This window comes from Planococcus kocurii, from assembly GCF_001465835.2.
GTDB classification, from domain to species: domain Bacteria; phylum Bacillota; class Bacilli; order Bacillales_A; family Planococcaceae; genus Planococcus; species Planococcus kocurii.
Genome location: NZ_CP013661.2, coordinates 1,610,583 through 1,628,563, shown reverse-complemented (window position 1 = coordinate 1,628,563; position 17,981 = coordinate 1,610,583). Strand labels below are relative to the sequence as shown.

28 protein-coding genes are annotated in these 17,981 nt (G+C 42.8%); all 28 read left to right on the top strand.

The features are described 5' to 3' along the window. Positions 1–2: 2 nt before the first annotated feature. A complete protein-coding gene (ilvC, locus tag AUO94_RS08125) occupies positions 3–1,037 on the top strand; it encodes a ketol-acid reductoisomerase (RefSeq protein WP_058386731.1) in 1,035 nt (344 codons plus the stop codon). Then, on the top strand, positions 1,024–2,565 hold the full coding sequence (locus tag AUO94_RS08120) for a 2-isopropylmalate synthase (protein WP_058386730.1): 1,542 nt from the start codon (positions 1,024–1,026) through the stop codon (positions 2,563–2,565). Before ilvC ends, AUO94_RS08120 begins: the two co-directional genes overlap by 14 nt. Before the next feature lie 30 nt (positions 2,566–2,595). Beyond that, on the top strand, positions 2,596–3,696 hold the full coding sequence (gene leuB, locus AUO94_RS08115) for a 3-isopropylmalate dehydrogenase (protein ID WP_058386729.1): 1,101 nt from the start codon (positions 2,596–2,598) through the stop codon (positions 3,694–3,696). Between the two features lie 18 nt (positions 3,697–3,714). After that, positions 3,715–5,133: a 3-isopropylmalate dehydratase large subunit gene (gene leuC / locus AUO94_RS08110; RefSeq protein ID WP_058386728.1), complete on the top strand. Its 1,419-nt coding sequence runs from the start codon at positions 3,715–3,717 to the stop codon at positions 5,131–5,133. A gap of 25 nt (positions 5,134–5,158) precedes the next feature. Further along, entirely contained in the window at positions 5,159–5,746 is a 588-nt protein-coding gene (gene leuD, locus AUO94_RS08105; protein ID WP_058386727.1) for a 3-isopropylmalate dehydratase small subunit, read from the top strand. A 148-nt stretch (positions 5,747–5,894) separates the two neighbouring features. Next, entirely contained in the window at positions 5,895–7,217 is a 1,323-nt protein-coding gene (locus tag AUO94_RS08100) for a Na+/H+ antiporter family protein (protein ID WP_058386726.1), read from the top strand. A gap of 255 nt (positions 7,218–7,472) precedes the next feature. Next, positions 7,473–7,781: a 30S ribosomal protein S10 gene (rpsJ, locus tag AUO94_RS08095; protein ID WP_006828927.1), complete on the top strand. Its 309-nt coding sequence runs from the start codon at positions 7,473–7,475 to the stop codon at positions 7,779–7,781. A gap of 47 nt (positions 7,782–7,828) precedes the next feature. Continuing rightward, positions 7,829–8,458 (top strand): 50S ribosomal protein L3, encoded by a 630-nt coding sequence (rplC, locus tag AUO94_RS08090; RefSeq protein ID WP_058386725.1) that lies wholly within the window; start codon positions 7,829–7,831, stop codon positions 8,456–8,458. A gap of 29 nt (positions 8,459–8,487) precedes the next feature. After that, entirely contained in the window at positions 8,488–9,111 is a 624-nt protein-coding gene (gene rplD / locus AUO94_RS08085; protein ID WP_058386724.1) for a 50S ribosomal protein L4, read from the top strand. After that, positions 9,111–9,395: a 50S ribosomal protein L23 gene (gene rplW, locus AUO94_RS08080; RefSeq protein ID WP_058386723.1), complete on the top strand. Its 285-nt coding sequence runs from the start codon at positions 9,111–9,113 to the stop codon at positions 9,393–9,395. Before rplD ends, rplW begins: the two co-directional genes overlap by 1 nt. Positions 9,396–9,441: 46 nt before the next feature. Next, entirely contained in the window at positions 9,442–10,272 is an 831-nt protein-coding gene (gene rplB / locus AUO94_RS08075; RefSeq protein ID WP_058386722.1) for a 50S ribosomal protein L2, read from the top strand. Between the two features lie 60 nt (positions 10,273–10,332). Next, positions 10,333–10,611 (top strand): 30S ribosomal protein S19, encoded by a 279-nt coding sequence (gene rpsS / locus AUO94_RS08070; RefSeq protein WP_006828932.1) that lies wholly within the window; start codon positions 10,333–10,335, stop codon positions 10,609–10,611. A 19-nt stretch (positions 10,612–10,630) separates the two neighbouring features. Beyond that, positions 10,631–10,972: a 50S ribosomal protein L22 gene (gene rplV, locus AUO94_RS08065; RefSeq protein ID WP_008432509.1), complete on the top strand. Its 342-nt coding sequence runs from the start codon at positions 10,631–10,633 to the stop codon at positions 10,970–10,972. A 3-nt stretch (positions 10,973–10,975) separates the two neighbouring features. Continuing rightward, entirely contained in the window at positions 10,976–11,632 is a 657-nt protein-coding gene (rpsC, locus tag AUO94_RS08060) for a 30S ribosomal protein S3 (protein ID WP_008497438.1), read from the top strand. A 1-nt stretch (position 11,633) separates the two neighbouring features. Further along, positions 11,634–12,068 (top strand): 50S ribosomal protein L16, encoded by a 435-nt coding sequence (rplP, locus tag AUO94_RS08055; protein WP_006828935.1) that lies wholly within the window; start codon positions 11,634–11,636, stop codon positions 12,066–12,068. After that, a complete protein-coding gene (gene rpmC / locus AUO94_RS08050) occupies positions 12,058–12,258 on the top strand; it encodes a 50S ribosomal protein L29 (protein ID WP_006828936.1) in 201 nt (66 codons plus the stop codon). The genes rplP and rpmC overlap by 11 nt, the downstream gene beginning before the upstream one ends. Before the next feature lie 24 nt (positions 12,259–12,282). Continuing rightward, positions 12,283–12,546, top strand: coding sequence for a 30S ribosomal protein S17 (gene rpsQ / locus AUO94_RS08045; protein ID WP_008432511.1), 264 nt, complete (start codon positions 12,283–12,285; stop codon positions 12,544–12,546). 47 nt (positions 12,547–12,593) lie between these two features. After that, positions 12,594–12,962, top strand: coding sequence for a 50S ribosomal protein L14 (gene rplN, locus AUO94_RS08040; protein WP_006828938.1), 369 nt, complete (start codon positions 12,594–12,596; stop codon positions 12,960–12,962). Between the two features lie 35 nt (positions 12,963–12,997). Continuing rightward, positions 12,998–13,309 carry a 50S ribosomal protein L24 gene (rplX, locus tag AUO94_RS08035; RefSeq protein WP_058386721.1) on the top strand — a complete coding sequence of 104 codons (312 nt, stop codon included), beginning with the start codon at positions 12,998–13,000 and terminating at the stop codon, positions 13,307–13,309. A 27-nt stretch (positions 13,310–13,336) separates the two neighbouring features. After that, the gene (rplE, locus tag AUO94_RS08030) at positions 13,337–13,876 is read left to right on the top strand and encodes a 50S ribosomal protein L5 (RefSeq protein WP_006828940.1); all 540 of its coding nucleotides are present in this window, start codon (positions 13,337–13,339) and stop codon (positions 13,874–13,876) included. A 19-nt stretch (positions 13,877–13,895) separates the two neighbouring features. Continuing rightward, positions 13,896–14,081: a 30S ribosomal protein S14 gene (gene rpsN, locus AUO94_RS08025; RefSeq protein WP_006828941.1), complete on the top strand. Its 186-nt coding sequence runs from the start codon at positions 13,896–13,898 to the stop codon at positions 14,079–14,081. Between the two features lie 29 nt (positions 14,082–14,110). Next, positions 14,111–14,509, top strand: a complete 399-nt coding sequence (gene rpsH, locus AUO94_RS08020; protein WP_006828942.1) for a 30S ribosomal protein S8 — start codon at positions 14,111–14,113, stop codon at positions 14,507–14,509. A gap of 30 nt (positions 14,510–14,539) precedes the next feature. Further along, on the top strand, positions 14,540–15,079 hold the full coding sequence (rplF, locus tag AUO94_RS08015) for a 50S ribosomal protein L6 (RefSeq protein ID WP_058386720.1): 540 nt from the start codon (positions 14,540–14,542) through the stop codon (positions 15,077–15,079). Positions 15,080–15,112: 33 nt separating this feature from the next. Beyond that, complete coding sequence (gene rplR / locus AUO94_RS08010) at positions 15,113–15,475, top strand: 50S ribosomal protein L18 (RefSeq protein ID WP_058386719.1); 363 nt, start codon at positions 15,113–15,115, stop codon at positions 15,473–15,475. A gap of 21 nt (positions 15,476–15,496) precedes the next feature. Continuing rightward, positions 15,497–15,997, top strand: coding sequence for a 30S ribosomal protein S5 (rpsE, locus tag AUO94_RS08005; RefSeq protein ID WP_008497444.1), 501 nt, complete (start codon positions 15,497–15,499; stop codon positions 15,995–15,997). Between the two features lie 13 nt (positions 15,998–16,010). Next, complete coding sequence (gene rpmD, locus AUO94_RS08000; protein WP_058386718.1) at positions 16,011–16,193, top strand: 50S ribosomal protein L30; 183 nt, start codon at positions 16,011–16,013, stop codon at positions 16,191–16,193. A gap of 33 nt (positions 16,194–16,226) precedes the next feature. Further along, positions 16,227–16,667 carry a 50S ribosomal protein L15 gene (gene rplO / locus AUO94_RS07995; RefSeq protein WP_058386717.1) on the top strand — a complete coding sequence of 147 codons (441 nt, stop codon included), beginning with the start codon at positions 16,227–16,229 and terminating at the stop codon, positions 16,665–16,667. Further along, entirely contained in the window at positions 16,667–17,962 is a 1,296-nt protein-coding gene (gene secY / locus AUO94_RS07990) for a preprotein translocase subunit SecY (RefSeq protein ID WP_058386716.1), read from the top strand. The genes rplO and secY overlap by 1 nt, the downstream gene beginning before the upstream one ends. Positions 17,963–17,981: the final 19 nt, after the last annotated feature.

Below are 17,981 nucleotides of genomic sequence, written 5' to 3'. Positions count from 1 at the left end.
AAATGGCAAAAATGTATTATAACCAAGACGTAAACGAACAGGTACTTAAAGGCAAGACAATCGCGGTAATTGGCTATGGTTCACAAGGTCACGCACACGCACAAAACTTAAAAGAATCTGGTTTTGACGTAGTAGTTGGCGTGCGTCCTGGTAAATCATTCGAGCAAGCAGAAAATGACGGCATGAAAGTAATGGCAGTAAAAGACGCGGCAGACGCGGCAGACGTGATCATGGTCTTAGTACCAGATGAAAAACAAACACAAATCTACAATGCAGACATTAAGCCTTCACTAAAAGCAGGCAAGTCACTTGTTTTTGCTCATGGCTTCAATGTTCACTTTAACCAAATTGTTGCACCTACAGATGTAGATGTATTCCTAGTAGCTCCTAAAGGACCGGGACATCTTGTGCGTCGTACATACGAAGCGGGTGCTGGTGTACCAGGGTTAATTGCGATTCACCAAGATGTGTCAGGTCAAGCTAAAGAAGTGGCGCTTGCTTATGCAAAAGGAATCGGAGCTACGCGTGCAGGTGTTTTAGAAACAACATTTAAAGAAGAAACGGAAACGGATCTATTCGGAGAACAGGCTGTTCTTTGCGGCGGTGTAACGTCTCTAGTAAAAGCTGGATTTGAAACACTTGTTGAAGCGGGATACCAACCGGAACTTGCGTATTTCGAATGCATGCACGAATTAAAACTAATCGTTGACCTAATGTATGAAGGTGGCTTGTCTGGAATGCGTTACTCAATTTCAGATACTGCGCAGTGGGGAGATTTTGTATCAGGACCACGTATTGTCGATGCAGATACAAAAGCGCGTATGAAAGATGTTCTGACAGATATCCAAACAGGGAAATTCGCAAAAGGGTGGTTGCTTGAAAATCAACTAAACCGTCCAGAATTTACGGCAATTGAAAAAGCAGAAGAATCGCATCAAATCGAGCAAGTTGGACGTGAATTACGTGCCATGATGCCATTTGTCAATGAAGGTAAGAAAACTAAACAAAAAGAGGTGGTCGCCAATGTCACAAATTGATATTTTCGATACGACATTACGAGACGGAGAACAGTCAGCCGGGATCAACTTGAATACAGCAGAGAAAATCGAAATCGCCCGTCAACTTGAACGTCTGGGAGTGACGATTATCGAATCAGGGTTTCCAGCTTCATCTCCAGGAGACTTTGATGCTGTGCAGCGAATTGCAGGCACGGTAAAGAATTCAATTGTGACGGGTTTGGCCCGTTCGATACAAAGTGATATTGACCGCACGTGGGATGCGTTAAAAGGAGCGGAACAGCCGCATATTCATATCTTTTTAGCTACCTCGCCTATTCATATGGAAACAAAGTTATTTAAAACACCTGAGCAAGTGGTTGAACTTGCTGTAGAATCCGTGAAATACGCGCGTAAGTTCTTTCCGCTAGTTCAGTGGTCAGCGGAAGATGCTTCTCGTTCAGATCCGGAATTTCTGGCGCATATTATCCGTAAAGTAATTGAAGCGGGAGCCACAACTATTAACCTTCCGGATACAGTTGGTTATGCAACACCTCATGAGTACGGTGCGATGTTCAAATACATGACGGACAACGTAGCGGGAATTGAAAAAGTGAAACTGTCTGCACATTGCCATAACGACTTGGGGATGGCAACTGCTAATACACTAGCCGCAATCGAGAATGGTGCGACACAAATCGAAGGAACTATAAATGGTATCGGAGAACGCGCTGGTAACGTTGCACTAGAAGAAATTGCAGTTGCTTTGCATATTCGAAAACAAATTTTTAATGTTGAAACGGGTATTAAATTGAACGAAATTAAGCGCACTAGCCAATTGGTGAGTCAATTGACAGGTAGCTTGATTCAACCGAATAAAGCGGTCGTCGGTAAAAATGCTTTTGCCCACGAATCGGGAATTCACCAAGACGGTATGCTGAAGAATCCGTTGACTTATGAAATCATTACTCCGGAATTGATTGGTGATGTAGCAACAGAATTGGTACTAGGTAAACATTCTGGGCGTCACGCCTTTAAAGACCGTGCTATCAAAATGGGCTTTGACTTATCTGAAGAAAAGTTGAACAATGCATTTGTTGAATTTAAAAAGCTAGCTGACCGTAAAAAAGAAATTGTGGAAGACGATCTTTATGTATTACTAACAGATCAGCAAATTCACGATGATGAAACGCCAGTCTACAAGTTGGAAAGTGTCCAAGTACAGTACGGTACGGCGAACATTCCGACGGCTACTGCTTCTGCCTATCACCCGAGTGGTGAGCTAATTAGTGAAGCAGCTACTGGAGCAGGATCTGTTGAGGCGATTTTTAATACATTGGAGCGGATTGTGGAAGGCAAAGTTCACATTTTAGATTACCGTGTGACTTCTATTGGTAAAGGGCGTGACGCATTAGGCGAAGCGGTTATCAATATGAGTTATAACGGTGAGACGGTAACGGGGCGCGACGTTGCACAAGACGTTTTGGAAGCGACGGCAAAAGCCTATTTGAATGCAGTTAATCGTCAACTTGTTCAAGTAGGAAAGAAAGTTAGGATGTCAGCGGTATAGAAGAACAATTCAAACGAGGAGGAATTTAAAATGAAAAAAACAATAGCGGTATTGCCAGGGGACGGAATTGGACCGGAAGTGACAGATGCAGCGGTAAAGGTGTTGCAATCCATCGCAATGCGTTATGGACATACTTTTCATTTAAAGCACGCGGTAATCGGAGGCGCGGCGGTTGATCAATTTGATAACCCGCTACCTCAGCAAACCATTGATGTTTGTGATGCGAGTGACGCGATTCTCCTCGGTGCGGTCGGAGGAACGAAATGGGATAACAACCCCGCTCATTTGCGTCCTGAAAAAGGACTTTTGAACATCCGGAAGCATTTCGATTTGTTTGCAAACATTCGTCCAGTTAAAGCAATCCCCGCATTGCTGACTTCTTCTCCATTAAAAGAAGAAGTGGCGAAAGAAGTCGATATGGTCATTGTTCGCGAATTGACGAGTGGGTTGTATTTCGGTGAACCGAAACGTCGGTCAGAAAAATCAGCGGTTGATACGTTGGTTTATACGAGAGAGGAAATTGAACGCATTGTAAATCAGGCGTTTGAAATTGCTCGTACGCGAAGAGGCAAAGTAACGTCGGTTGATAAAGCCAATGTATTAGAAACGAGTAAGCTATGGCGTGAAGTTGTAGAAGAACGTAAAGCAGCCTATCCAGATATTGAAGTAGAACATATGCTAGTTGATTCGGCAGCGATGAAGCTGATCACGAATCCACGCACTTTCGATGTTGTCGTAACTGAGAATATGTTTGGAGATATCTTGAGTGACGAAGCATCCGTTATTACTGGGTCACTTGGCATGCTGCCATCTGCTAGCATCCGTTCAGACGGCTTCGGTCTTTACGAGCCCGTACATGGTTCGGCGCCTGATATCGCGGGGCAAAACAAAGCCAACCCATCTGCTGCTATTTTGTCGGTTGCCATGATGTTTAAGCATTCATTTGGTCTCCACACAGAAGCGGCAGCCGTTGAACAAGCTGTAATGAGCGTTTTGGAAGATGGTTACTGCACAGGAGACTTAGCTGGTAGTGGGAAGCGTGTGGTTTCAACAGAACAATATGTAACGAAAGTGATAGAAGAACTAGAACGAGAATTTGTATCAGAACATATCATGTATTCTTATGTGTAAGTAAAAGGAGCGGTTGGCATGGCAAAAACCATCATAGAAAAAATTTGGGAACAACATATTGTCTTCGAAGAGCAAGGAAAGCCGGACCTGCTGTATATTGATCTTCACTTACTGCATGAGGTGACTTCTCCGCAAGCATTTGAAGGACTTCGGTTAAACGGGCGTAAAGTCCGTCGACCGGATTTGTGTTTTGCGACTATGGATCATAATGTCCCAACAAGAAACCGAGATACCATCACAGATCCCGTCTCGCGTAAGCAAATCAAAACCTTACAAGACAATTGCGATGAATTTGGTGTGCCGCTTGCGGGTATTAATCATCCCGACCAAGGAATTGTGCACGTTATTGGACCGGAACTTGGATTGACGCAACCAGGTAAGACGATTGTTTGCGGGGACAGTCATACTTCGACACATGGTGCATTTGGTGCTTTGGCGTTTGGTATTGGTACAAGTGAAGTTGAACACGTTCTATCTACGCAAACATTGTGGCAATCAAAACCCAAAACAATGGAAGTTCGAATTGATGGCAAGTTGGGCTTTGGTGTTACCGCTAAAGATGTCATCCTGGCGATTATTTCAAAATTCGGAATCGATATGGGAACCGGATATGTTATGGAGTATACGGGCGAAGCGGTTCGTAACTTAACGATGGAAGAGCGTATGACCATTTGCAATATGTCCATTGAAGCTGGTGCACGTGCAGGTTTAATTAGCCCAGATCAAACGACAATCGAGTATTTGAGAGGACGTAGACATGTCCCTGAAGGAGACGCGTTTGAACAAGAAGCTGATCGTTGGCTAGCTCTTGCAACAGAAGAAGGTGCAGAGTATGATGCGATCGTTTCGATTCATGCAGATGAAATCTCTCCATTCGTTACGTGGGGAACGAATCCATCAATGGGTTCAGGTATTGCTGAACATGTTCCGTCTGCTGCAGATTACGAGAAACAGTCAGATAAAGACGCATTAAAACAAGCTTTAGCTTATATGCACTTAGAAGAAGGAATGCCGCTTTCTTCCATTGCGATCCAACATGTGTTTATCGGTTCTTGTACCAATGCACGTCTAGGCGATTTACGTGCGGCAAGTAAAATCATTAGAGGGAAGAAAGTGCATCCGTCCGTAACGGCAATTGTCGTTCCTGGATCTGAAACGGTTAAACGTGCAGCTGAACAAGAAGGCTTAGATCAAGTGTTTCTCAAAGCGGGCTTTGAATGGCGTGAGACAGGTTGCAGTATGTGCTTAGCGATGAACGAAGACTCGGTACCTGCAGGTGAACGTTGTGCATCTACTTCTAACCGGAATTTTGAAGGTCGACAAGGAGCGGGCTCAATGACGCACCTAGTAAGTCCTGTCATGGCAGCAGCGGCTGCGATTGAAGGTCATTTAACAGATGTCCGTAACTACATGGAAGAGGCTGTAGCGTCTGTATGACAAACGAAAGTGAGGAGACCCTTCGATGAAACCGATAAATAAAATTTCAAGCGTACTGACGCCACTAGAACGAAAAAACGTCGATACGGACCAAATCATTTCGAAAGAATTTCTAAAGCGTATTGAACGAACGGGATTCGGCAAATATTTATTTTATCATTGGCGTTTTCATGCAGATGGTACACCCATAGAAGACTTTGTTTTGAATGATCCTCGATTCGAAAACTCCGAAATTCTAGTCGCACAAGAAAATTTTGGCTGCGGTTCTTCTCGTGAACATGCTCCGTGGGCTATTTTAGATTACGGATTTCGTGTAGTCATTGCACCTAGCTATGCAGACATCTTCTATAACAACTGCGTGAAAAACGGCATTTTGCCAATTCGCTTGAAAGACCAAGAAGTAGATGAGTTGATTAGTAAAGGTCAACAACAAGATTTTAAGTTAGAAATCAACTTAGAAGACCAATCTGTTACCGGACAAGACGGTACGCGTTATGAATTTGAAATCGATCCTTATTGGAAAGAAATGCTGCTGAAGGGCTGGGATGAAATTGCGTTAACCTTCCAGTACGATTCGTATATTGCAGCTTATGAAGAAAAACAACGTGCTTAATCTGTGTGGAAGACCTTTTACTTAACCGTAAAAGGTCTTTTTTTCGTTTTGAAATAAAAGAGTAATCGTCTGTTGACAACTATTTTTTATTTTGTTAATTTTAAATATGTACTTTAACACTTTAGCAAACTAAAGGAGAGTTTATTATATGAATGCAGTTATTATCGCTGTCTTGGTCATGCTCATATTGAGCTTATTGCGTGTGAATGTCGTTTTTGCCTTATTGATCGGCGCGTTAGCAGGAGGATTGAGTGGCGGGTTGTCACTTACTGATACAATCACATCGTTTACAGACGGTTTAGGGGCGGGAGCGACCATTGCATTGAGTTATGCTATGCTGGGTGGATTTGCCGTAGCTATATCGCGTACAGGGATTCCAGAGTTACTGGTCTCCGGAGTGCTGAAGTTAGTGAACAAAGATGGGAAAGCAACAAGACAAAATTTAGCAAAGGCTCTAATTATTATCGCATTACTGACGATGGCAATTTTATCGCAGAATGCCATTCCAATCCATATCGCTTTTATTCCTTTACTAGTTCCACCGATTTTGCATATTTTAAACGAACTACGAATTGACCGTCGGTTGATCGCGGCAGTATTGACGTTCGGCCTGACAGCTCCTTATATTTTATTGCCGTATGGCTTTGGCTTGATCTTCCATGAGATTGTTTACAAGCAAATGGAGCTAGCGGGATTATCGATTGACATGGCGGATATTCCAAAAGCAATGGCGATTCCAGTTTCCGGCTTACTAGTCGGCTTGATCATTGCGGTGTTCTTTTCTTATCGTAAGCCGCGTGATTACCATACAAATGTTTCTTCTATAGAAGAAACTGTGAAAAAGAAAGCATCAACTAAAGATGTGTTGGTGACAATTATTGCGTTGGTTGCAGCGTTGTACGGGCAAGTCCAAACAGATTCCATGATCATTGGAGCACTAGCTGGTATCTTGGTGCTGTACGTTTTTGGCGCGATGAAGTGGCGCGAGGCTGACGCAGTCTTAACAGAAGGCATGCAAATGATGGCGTTCATCGGTTTTGTGATGATCACAGCGAACGGTTTTGCGGCTGTGATCCAAGCAACAGGAGCTATCGAGCCGTTAGTTGCCAGCGTATCAGATCTTTTCGCAGGCAATAAAGCAATCGCGGCACTAGCGATGCTGATCGTTGGATTGTTTGTGACGATGGGCATTGGTTCATCGTTTGCCACAATCCCAATCATTGCTGCTATTTTTGTGCCACTGAGTCTGGAGTTCGGATTTTCCACCATGGCGATTATTGCATTGATCGGAACTGCAGGAGCACTCGGTGACGCCGGTTCACCAGCTTCTGACTCAACACTTGGACCAACTGCCGGACTGAACGTTGACGGACAGCACAATCACATCTGGGATACGTGTGTGCCAACCTTCCTTCACTACAATATTCCGTTGGTGATATTCGGTTGGGTTGCAGCGATGTTCTTGAGCTAGGCTTGAAATGTTCGGACTATTTTCATCTCGCTTGAAGTTCTGAAATATCCTGTTATACTAATAAAAGCGAATTAAAAAGAATTTCGTGGAAACACTTGCGGAATTCTTTTTTATTCTGTATAATATCTAATGTTGGTCTTTTGACTGCGATGAAGCGAGAGGTTACCGATACACCCGGCCGCTTTGCCATGGCGAGTGATTGGAAAATTTTCGTGGAGAATGTCTATCAAAAATAGGCGAAAAGGAGGGAAAATAATGGCAAAACAAAAAATTCGTATCCGTTTAAAAGCGTATGATCATAGAATTCTTGATCAGTCTGCTGAGAAAATTGTTGAAACTGCAAAACGTTCAGGTGCAAGTGTATCGGGTCCGATACCGTTGCCAACTGAAAGATCGGTTTACACAATCTTGCGTGCTGTTCATAAATACAAAGATGCTCGTGAGCAATTTGAAATGCGCACACACAAACGTCTAATCGATATCGTTAACCCAACACCACAAACTGTTGATGCGTTAATGAAACTTGATTTACCGTCAGGCGTTGACATTGAAATTAAACTTTAATCGGCAACGAAATAGAAAACACAAATAATCACAGGAGGTGTGACAACATGACCAAAGGAATCTTAGGTAGAAAAATCGGTATGACGCAAGTTTTTGCTGAGAACGGTGATTTAATCCCTGTAACTGTTATTGAAGCTTCTCCAAACGTAGTGCTTCAAAAGAAAACAGTTGAGGTTGACGGCTACGAAGCAATCCAATTAGGTTTTGAAGACAAGCGCGATAAGCTTTCAAACAAACCTTCTAAAGGACACGTAGCAAAAGCAAACACTGCTCCTAAGCGCTTCATTCGCGAACTTCGCAATGTAAACTTAGCTGATTACGAGATTGGTCAAGAAGTCAAAGTAGATGTATTCGCAGAAGGCGATGTAGTAGATGTAACAGGAACAACAAAAGGTAAAGGTTTCCAAGGTGTTATTAAACGCCACGGACAATCTCGCGGACCAATGACACACGGTTCACGTTACCACCGTCGTCCTGGTTCAATGGGTCCGGTTGCTCCTAACCGCGTATTCAAACAGAAGAAATTACCTGGTCAAATGGGTGGCACAACAATTACGATTCAAAACCTTTCGATCGTGAAAGTAGATCTTGAGCGTAACTTGCTTCTTGTTAAAGGTAATGTTCCTGGTTCTCGCAAAGCATTGATCCGTGTTAAAACGGCAACTAAAGCGAAATAATATATTTTTAGAGAAAGGAGGAAACAAGAATGCCTAAAGTAGCTTTATTAAATCAAACAGGTTCACAAGTGGGCGACATCGAATTGAACGACTATGTATTCGGTATCGAGCCAAATGAATCAGTACTATTTGACGCAGTAGTGTCTCAACGCGCTTCACTACGTCAAGGTAACCATAAAGTAAAAAACCGTTCTGAAGTAGCTGGTGGTGGTAAAAAGCCATGGCGTCAAAAAGGAACTGGACGTGCTCGTCAAGGGTCGATCCGTTCACCACAATGGCGCGGAGGCGGTATCGTATTCGGTCCAACTCCACGTAGCTATAGCTACAAGCTTCCTAAGAAAGTCCGTCGCTTAGCTTTACGCTCTGCACTTTCATCTACAGTAGTAGGAGAAAACTTGATGGTACTTGAAGGATTGACATTTGATGCACCAAAAACAAAAGCATTTAACCAGTTGATCGCTGATCTTTCAATTGGCAAAAAAGCATTGTTCGTAACTGCTGACCTTGATGAGAACGTTGCAAAATCTGCACGTAACCTTAAAGGTATGACAGTAGTAGCAGCAGATGGTATTAACGTATTAGACTTGCTTGGACATGACAAAATTGTTATGACAAAAGCAGCGATTGAGAAAATTGAGGAGGTGCTTAGTTAATGGAAGCACGTGATGTAATAAAACGTCCGGTCATTACTGAGCAATCATCTGAAGTAATGGCAGAGAAAAAGTACACTTTTGAAGTGGACACTCGCGCAAATAAAACACAAGTTAAACAAGCTATACAAGAAATCTTTGGCGTGAAGGTTGAGAAAGTCAACATCATGAACTACAAAGGCAAATTCAAACGTATGGGCAAACATGCAGGATATACAAACAAGCGCCGTAAAGCGATTGTTAAATTGACTGCTGAATCTAAAGACATCGAGTTATTCGAAATTTAATTTTCTATAAGTTCTTATAGGACTATTAAAGAAGGAGGGAAATAACGTGGGGATCAGAAAATACAAACCTACCACTAACGGTCGTCGTAACATGACGAGTTCAGATTTCGCTGAAATCACTACGAACAAGCCTGAAAAATCGCTTCTACAACCTGTAAAGCGCAAAGGCGGCCGTAATAACCAAGGTAAAATTACTGTACGCCATCACGGTGGTGGACATAAACGTCAATACCGTGTGATCGATTTCAAGCGTAACAAAGACGGCATTCCAGGACGCGTTGCTACAATCGAGTACGATCCTAACCGTTCTGCGAACATCGCATTGATTCATTATGCTGATGGTGAAAAACGTTACATCCTAGCTCCTAAAGGAGTCGAAGTTGGAACTCAAATCATGTCAGGTATTGAAGCAGACATCAAACCAGGTAACGCTTTGCCGTTATCAAACATCCCAATGGGTTCTACAATCCACAACATTGAATTGAAAACAGGCGGCGGCGGACAATTAGTTCGTTCAGCAGGAACTTCAGCTCAAGTATTGGGTAAAGAAGGAAAATACGTAACAGTTCGTTTGCAATCAGGCGAAGTTCGCATGATTCTTGCTACTTGCCGCGCAACTATTGGCGCTGTAGGGAATGAGCAACACGAATTAATCAACATTGGTAAAGCAGGTCGTAACCGCTGGAAGGGCAATCGCCCAACTGTACGTGGATCTGTAATGAACCCTAACGATCACCCACACGGTGGTGGTGAAGGACGTTCGCCAATCGGACGTAAATCACCAATGTCTCCTTGGGGTAAACCAACTCTTGGATACAAGACACGTAAGAAAACGAACAAGTCAGATAAATTTATCGTGCGTCGTCGTAAAAAATAATTTGATTCCGCTACGGTTCACTAAAAGAACCGTGGTGCGATCACGAAGGGAGGATCCCACATGGGCCGCAGCTTGAAAAAAGGACCTTTTGTTGATGATCATCTTATGAAAAAAGTTGAAGCACAAAAGGATTCTGAGAAAAAACAAGTGATCAAAACTTGGTCTCGCCGTTCTACAATTTTCCCGACATTCATCGGACAAACAATCGCAGTATACGATGGTCGTAAGCACATCCCTGTATACGTGACTGAAGACATGGTGGGCCATAAACTAGGCGAATTCGCTCCAACGCGTAAATACGCTAGTCATGGTGCAGACGATAAGAAAACAAGACGTTAAATGAGAGGAGGATTTCCCTATGCAAGCAAAAGCTGTCGCTAGAACAGTACGTATTGCTCCTCGTAAAGTCCGTTTAGTAGTAGATTTAATCCGAGGCAAGCAAATTGGCGAAGCTGTTGCGATTTTGAACCATACTCCAAAAGCAGCATCTGTTGTTGTTGAGAAGTTATTGAAATCTGCAGCTGCTAACGCTGAACACAACTACGAAATGGACCTGAATGACCTAGTCATCAGCGAAGTATTCGTTGACGAAGGACCAACACTTAAACGTTTCCGTCCACGTGCAATGGGACGCGCAAGCGCAATTAATAAACGCACAAGCCACATTACATTAGTGGTATCTGACCAGAAGGAGGGATAATTCGTGGGACAAAAAATACATCCAATTGGGATGCGTATCGGAATCATTCGTGATTGGGAGTCTAAATGGTACGCTGAGAAAGATTATGCGACACTTCTTCACGAAGATATTAAAATCCGTGAATATGTTGAAGCACGTTTGAAAGAAGCTTCAGTTTCTAAAATCGAAATTGAGCGCGCTGCAAACCGTGTTAACGTAACTATTCATACTGCGAAACCAGGTATGGTAATTGGTAAAGGTGGATCTGAAGTAGAAGTACTTCGCACACAACTTAATTCTATGACTGGCAAGCGTGTACACATCAACATCATTGAAATTAAACGAGCTGACCTTGATGCAAGATTGGTTGCTGAAAGTGTTGCACGTCAATTGGAAAACCGAGTATCATTCCGTCGTGCACAAAAACAAGCGATCCAACGCACTATGCGTTCTGGCGCTAAAGGAATCAAAACTCAAGTATCTGGACGTCTAGGCGGCGCTGACATAGCGCGTGCTGAACACTACAGTGAAGGTACTGTTCCGCTCCATACGCTCCGCGCTGACATTGATTATGCGCATGCTGAAGCAGACACAACTTATGGTAAGCTTGGCGTAAAAGTATGGATCTACCGCGGTGAAGTCCTTCCAACTAAGAAGAAATCTGAGGAAGGAGGCAAATAATATGTTAATGCCTAAACGCGTTAAATATCGTAGAGAGCACCGAGGCAAGATGCGCGGAGAAGCTAAAGGCGGTAAAGAAATTGCATTCGGCGAATTTGGTCTCCAAGCACTAGAATCATCTTGGATCACTAACCGTCAAATCGAAGCAGCACGTATTTCCATGACTCGTTACATGAAACGTGGCGGTAAAGTCTGGATTAAAATTTTCCCTCATAAGCCATATACGAAAAAGCCTCTAGAGGTACGTATGGGATCTGGTAAAGGTTCACCTGAAGGCTGGGTAGCCGTTGTCAAAACTGGTAAAATCATGTTCGAACTTGGTGGAGTAACTGAAGAAGTGGCACGCGAAGCATTACGCCTTGCATCTCACAAACTTCCAATCAAAACGAAGTTCGTAAAACGCGAAGAAATTGGTGGTGAATCGAATGAAAGCTAATGAAATCCGTGACCTAACCACTGCTGAGATTGAACAAAAAGTGAAATCACTGAAAGAAGAGCTTTTCAACCTTCGCTTCCAATTGGCTACTGGTCAATTAGAAAACACTGCTCGCATCCGCGAAGTACGTAAAGCGATTGCCCGTATGAAAACTGTGATTCACGAAAGAGTACTCAGTGGCAATAACTGATAAATCGAGAGGAGGTTTGCAAGTATGACTGAGCGTAACCAACGCAAAGTATACACAGGCCGTGTTGTGTCTGACAAAATGGACAAAACCGTTACAGTAATGGTTGAAACTCAAAAGAAGCATGCATTCTATGGCAAACGTGTAAAATACTCTAAGAAATATAAAGCTCATGATGAGCTAAACGAAGCGAAAATGGGCGACGTAGTTCGCATCATGGAAACTCGTCCGTTATCAGCTACAAAACGTTTCCGCGTATTGGAAATTGTAGAAAAAGCGGTTATCATTTAATTTAAATAATTTCGGAACCTAAGAAATTCCGGAGGGAGGTTACCTAAGTGATCCAACAGGAAAGTCGTTTAAAAGTTGCAGACAACTCGGGTGCTCGTGAAGTACTAACGATTAAAGTACTTGGTGGTTCTGGTCGTAAGACTGCAAACATCGGAGACGTAATCGTTTGTACCGTGAAAAAAGCAACACCAGGTGGCGTTGTTAAGAAGGGTGAAGTCGTTAAGGCTGTCATCGTTCGCACGAAAAGCGGAGCTCGCCGTAAAGACGGTACTTATATCAAATTTGATGAAAACGCATGTGTCATTATCCGTGACGACAAAGGTCCACGCGGAACTCGTATTTTCGGACCTGTTGCCCGCGAACTTCGCGATAACAGCTTCATGAAAATCGTATCACTTGCTCCTGAAGTTCTTTAATAAATCAATGTGCCATACCAAGGAGGTGCGACAGAATGCATGTTAAAAAAGGCGATACAGTTAAGGTAATCTCAGGCAAAGACAAAGGCAAAACAGGTGTTGTTTTGACTGCTTTACCTAAGAAAGACCGTGTGCTTGTTGAAGGTGTAAACATCATTAAAAAGCATACAAAACCGAACCAGGCAAATCCACAAGGTGGAATTGTCAGCCAAGAAGCAGCAATTCACGTTTCTAACGTAATGTTACTTGACCCTAAATCCGGCGAGCCGACTCGTGTAGGATATAAGGTTGAAGATGGTAAAAAAGTTCGTGTTGCAAAAAAATCCGGCGAAAAATTAGATAAATAAAATTCCTGAATGAAGGGAGGTACACACATGAACCGCCTAAAAGAAAAATATGTCAATGAAATCACTCCTGCTCTAGTGAGCAAGTTTGAATATAAATCGGTAATGCAGGCACCTGAAGTAAACAAAATCGTCATCAACATGGGTGTAGGCGAAGCTGTTCAAAACACTAAGTCACTTGACTCTGCTGTTGAAGAATTACAAACGATCACTGGTCAAAAACCAGTTATTACTAAAGCTAAGAAATCTATCGCTGGCTTCCGTCTACGTGAAGGTATGCCAATCGGATGTAAAGTTACACTACGCGGAGAGCGTATGTATGACTTCCTGGACAAATTAATTGCTATCTCACTTCCACGTGTTCGTGATTTCCGTGGCGTATCGAACAAATCGTTCGACGGCCGTGGTAACTACACACTTGGCGTGAAAGAACAGTTAATCTTCCCAGAAATCGATTATGATAAAGTTTCAAAAGTACGCGGTATGGACATCGTAATTGTAACGACTGCGAACTCTGATGAAGAAGCTCGTGAGTTATTAACACAATTCGGAATGCCGTTCCAAAAGTAAACGTGAGGGAGGCGTAAACGTGGCTAAAAAATCTATGATCGCAAAACAAAAACGCACGCCAAAGTTTAAAGTACAAGAGTACACACGCTGTGAACGATGCGGACGTCCGCATTCAGTATTACGCAAATTTAAACTTTGCCGTATTTGTTTCCGTGAACTTGCATATGTGGGACAAATTCCTGGCGTCAAAAAAGCCAGCTGGTAATCCCCTAATTTGGGAAGGAGGTAAAAGTAATGACAATGACAGATCCGATTGCAGATATGCTGACACGCATTCGTAACGCAAACATGGTTCGTCACGAGAAATTAGAGCTTCCAGCTTCTAATGTGAAAAAAGACATCGCTGAAATCCTTAAGCGTGAAGGTTTCGTTCGTGACGTAGAATACGTTGAAGATGATAAACAAGGCATGATCCGAATTTTCCTTAAATACGGAGCTAACAATGAGCGCGTTATTACTGGATTGAAACGCATTTCAAAACCAGGACTACGTGTTTATGCAAAAACTAATGAGGTGCCACGTGTACTAAACGGTCTTGGAATCGCTTTAGTCTCAACATCACAAGGTTTAGTAACTGATAAAGAAGCCCGCGCGAAACAAATCGGCGGAGAAATCATAGCATACGTTTGGTAATAAGCAACAAACGAATGGAGGTGCAAAAGAATGTCACGTGTAGGTAAAAAACCAATCGAGGTTCCTGCTAACGTTACAATCACTCTTGGAGACAAGAATGCTGTAACTGTTAAAGGACCTAAAGGCGAGTTAACTCGCGAATTCCACAAAGATATTACAATCGCTCTTGAAGATAACGTGCTAACATTGACACGTCCTTCGGATTCTAAAGATCACCGCACAAACCACGGTACAACTCGTGCTTTGCTTGCAAACATGGTTACTGGAGTTTCAGAAGGATTCCAACGCACACTAGAACTAGTAGGTGTTGGTTACCGTGCTCAATTACAAGGTGAAAAATTGGTTCTTAACGTAGGTTACTCTCACCCGGTTGAATTCACACCGGAAAACGGAGTATCAGTTGAAGTTCCAGCAAACACAAAAGTTATTGTAAAAGGTATTGATAAAGAACGTGTTGGAGCTCTTGCTTCGAACATTCGCCAAGTACGTCCACCAGAGCCATATAAAGGCAAAGGGATCCGTTACGAAGGAGAAGTCGTTCGCCGCAAAGAAGGTAAAACAGGTAAATAATGCTGCTTAGGCAGGCTGAAAGGAGTGACCTCAGTGATTACGAAACTCGACAAAAACGCATCTCGTAAAAAACGTCATGCTCGCGTACGTTCTAAAATTACGGGTACAGCACAACGCCCACGTTTAAACGTATTCCGTTCAAATAAATACATCTACGCTCAATTGATCGACGATATGAATGGCGTTACACTTGCAAGTGCATCATCTATGGAGAAAGATTTCTCAGTAGAATCTACTGGCAACGTGGAAGCAGCAACTAAAGTCGGCGAAACAATCGCAAAACGCGCTACTGAAAATGGCTTAAAATCGGTTGTTTTCGACCGCGGTGGTTATTTATATCATGGACGTGTAAAAGCATTAGCAGAAGCTGCACGTGAAAATGGTTTACAATTTTAAAAAGAAGGAGGGACACATTTCATGCGTCGTATTGATCCAAACAAACTTGAACTTGAAGAACGCGTAGTTACGATTAACCGCGTAGCGAAAGTTGTAAAAGGTGGACGTCGTTTCCGTTTCTCTGCATTAGTTGTTGTAGGCGACAAAAATGGTAATGTTGGTTTTGGTACTGGTAAAGCTCAAGAAGTTCCAGATGCTATCCGCAAAGCTATTGAAGATGCGAAGAAAAACCTAATCGAAGTACCAATGGTTAAGGGTACAACTCCACACTTAGTAATCGGTCGTTTTGGTGCAGGCCAAATTCTTATTAAACCTGCTTCTCCGGGTACTGGTGTAATTGCTGGCGGACCTGTTCGTGCGGTACTTGAATTAGCTGGAGTACAAGATATTTTATCTAAATCTCTAGGTTCAAGCACACCAATCAACATGGTACGTGCAACTATTAACGGTTTAACTCAATTGAAAAGTGCTGACCAAGTTGCAAAACTTCGCGGCAAATCAATAGAAGAACTGTTAGGATAGGAGGGAAAATCACATGGCAACTAAATTGGAAATTACCCTCACAAAATCTGTGATCGGTACTAAACCGACACAACGTAAAACTGTTCAATCATTGGGATTGCGCAAAATGCATCAAACTGTTGAGCACCAAGATAATGCAGCCGTTCGCGGAATGCTCGTTAAAGTCGCTCACTTAGTAACGATTAAAGAAGTTTAATTACGGATTTCTATAGAAGGAGGTGCCAACTAAATGAAACTTCATGAATTAAAACCGGCAGAAGGTTCACGCAGCTCAAGAAAGCGCATCGGACGCGGTATCGGTTCAGGTACTGGTAAAACAGCAGGTAAAGGTCATAAAGGTCAAAACGCACGTTCAGGCGGCGGTGTTCGTCCTGGATTTGAGGGTGGTCAAAACCCATTATTCCGTCGTTTGCCAAAACGTGGATTTACCAACATTAACCGTAAAGACTATGCAGTTGTAAATATTGAAGTGCTAAACCGTTTCGACGAAGGCACAGAAGTAACACCTGCATTGTTGATTGAAACAGGTGTTGTGAGCAATGAACGTTCTGGAATCAAAATTCTGGGCAATGGTAGCTTAGAAAAGAAATTGACAGTAAAAGCTCACAAATTCTCTGGATCAGCTAAAAAAGCGATTGAAGCTGCTGGCGGACAAACCGAGGTGGTTTAATGTTTCAGACAATCTCTAATTTTATGCGCGTGACTGATATTCGAAATAAAATATTCTTTACATTATTGATGCTCATCATTTTCCGTATTGGAACTTTTGTTCCAGTACCGAATGTTGATGCTTCAGTTTTGCAAGCTACTGACCAGATGGGTCTGGTTGGATTCTTAAATACTTTCGGTGGAGGTGCCCTTGCTAACTTTTCGATTTTAGCGATGGGAATTATGCCATACATTACAGCATCAATCATCGTGCAATTATTGCAGATGGATGTTGTACCGAAATTTGCAGAGTGGGCGAAACAAGGGGAAGTCGGAAGACGGAAACTTGCTCAATTCACTCGCTACTTCACAATCGTTCTTGCCTTTATTCAAGCAATCGGTATGTCTTACGGATTTAACCAAATGTACGGCGGTTCTTTAATCCAGAATGACACGATTTCAACTTACGTTGTCATCGCTATTGTCTTGACTGCTGGTACGGCGTTTCTACTGTGGCTTGGTGAGCAGATTACGGCAAAAGGTGTGGGGAACGGTATTTCGATTATCATCTTCGCAGGGATTGTCGCTGCAGTACCAGGTGCTATTAATCAACTATATGCACAGCAGATCCAAGGAGCTGGAGATCAGCTGCCGATCAACATTGCCATTATGGCATTGCTTGCATTAGCTGTTGTTGCCATTACGGTTTTGGTTATTTATGTTCAACAAGCGTTGCGTAAAATACCGATTCAGTATGCAAAACGAGTTGCTGGCCGTGGTCAGACAACAAGTGGGCAGCAAACGCATTTACCTTTGAAAGTAAACGCGGCCGGAGTTATCCCGGTAATCTTTGCAGTAGCGTTTATTATTACGCCACAAACCATTGCTTCTTTCTTTGGTGCCAACGCGTTTACAGAAGCGATTCAGAGTACGTTTGATTATACGCGTCCGGTCGGCATGATCATTTATGTCGCTTTGATCGTAGCATTTACGTATTTCTACGCTTTCATTCAGGTTAATCCTGAGAACGTGTCGGATAACTTAAAAAAACAAGGTGCATACATTCCGGGAATCCGTCCGGGTAAAAATACGCAAGATTACTTAACAAGTGTGTTATACCGATTGACATTCGTTGGTGCCATTTTCTTAGCAGTTATTGCTGTTCTACCGATTTTCTTCATTAACATTGCGAATTTACCGCAATCGGCGCAAATCGGCGGAACAAGTCTTTTAATTGTTGTAGGGGTAGCACTAGAGACGATGAAGCAATTAGAATCTCAACTTGTGAAACGTCATTATAAAGGCTTTATGAAATAATCAGTAGGATATAAAGAGA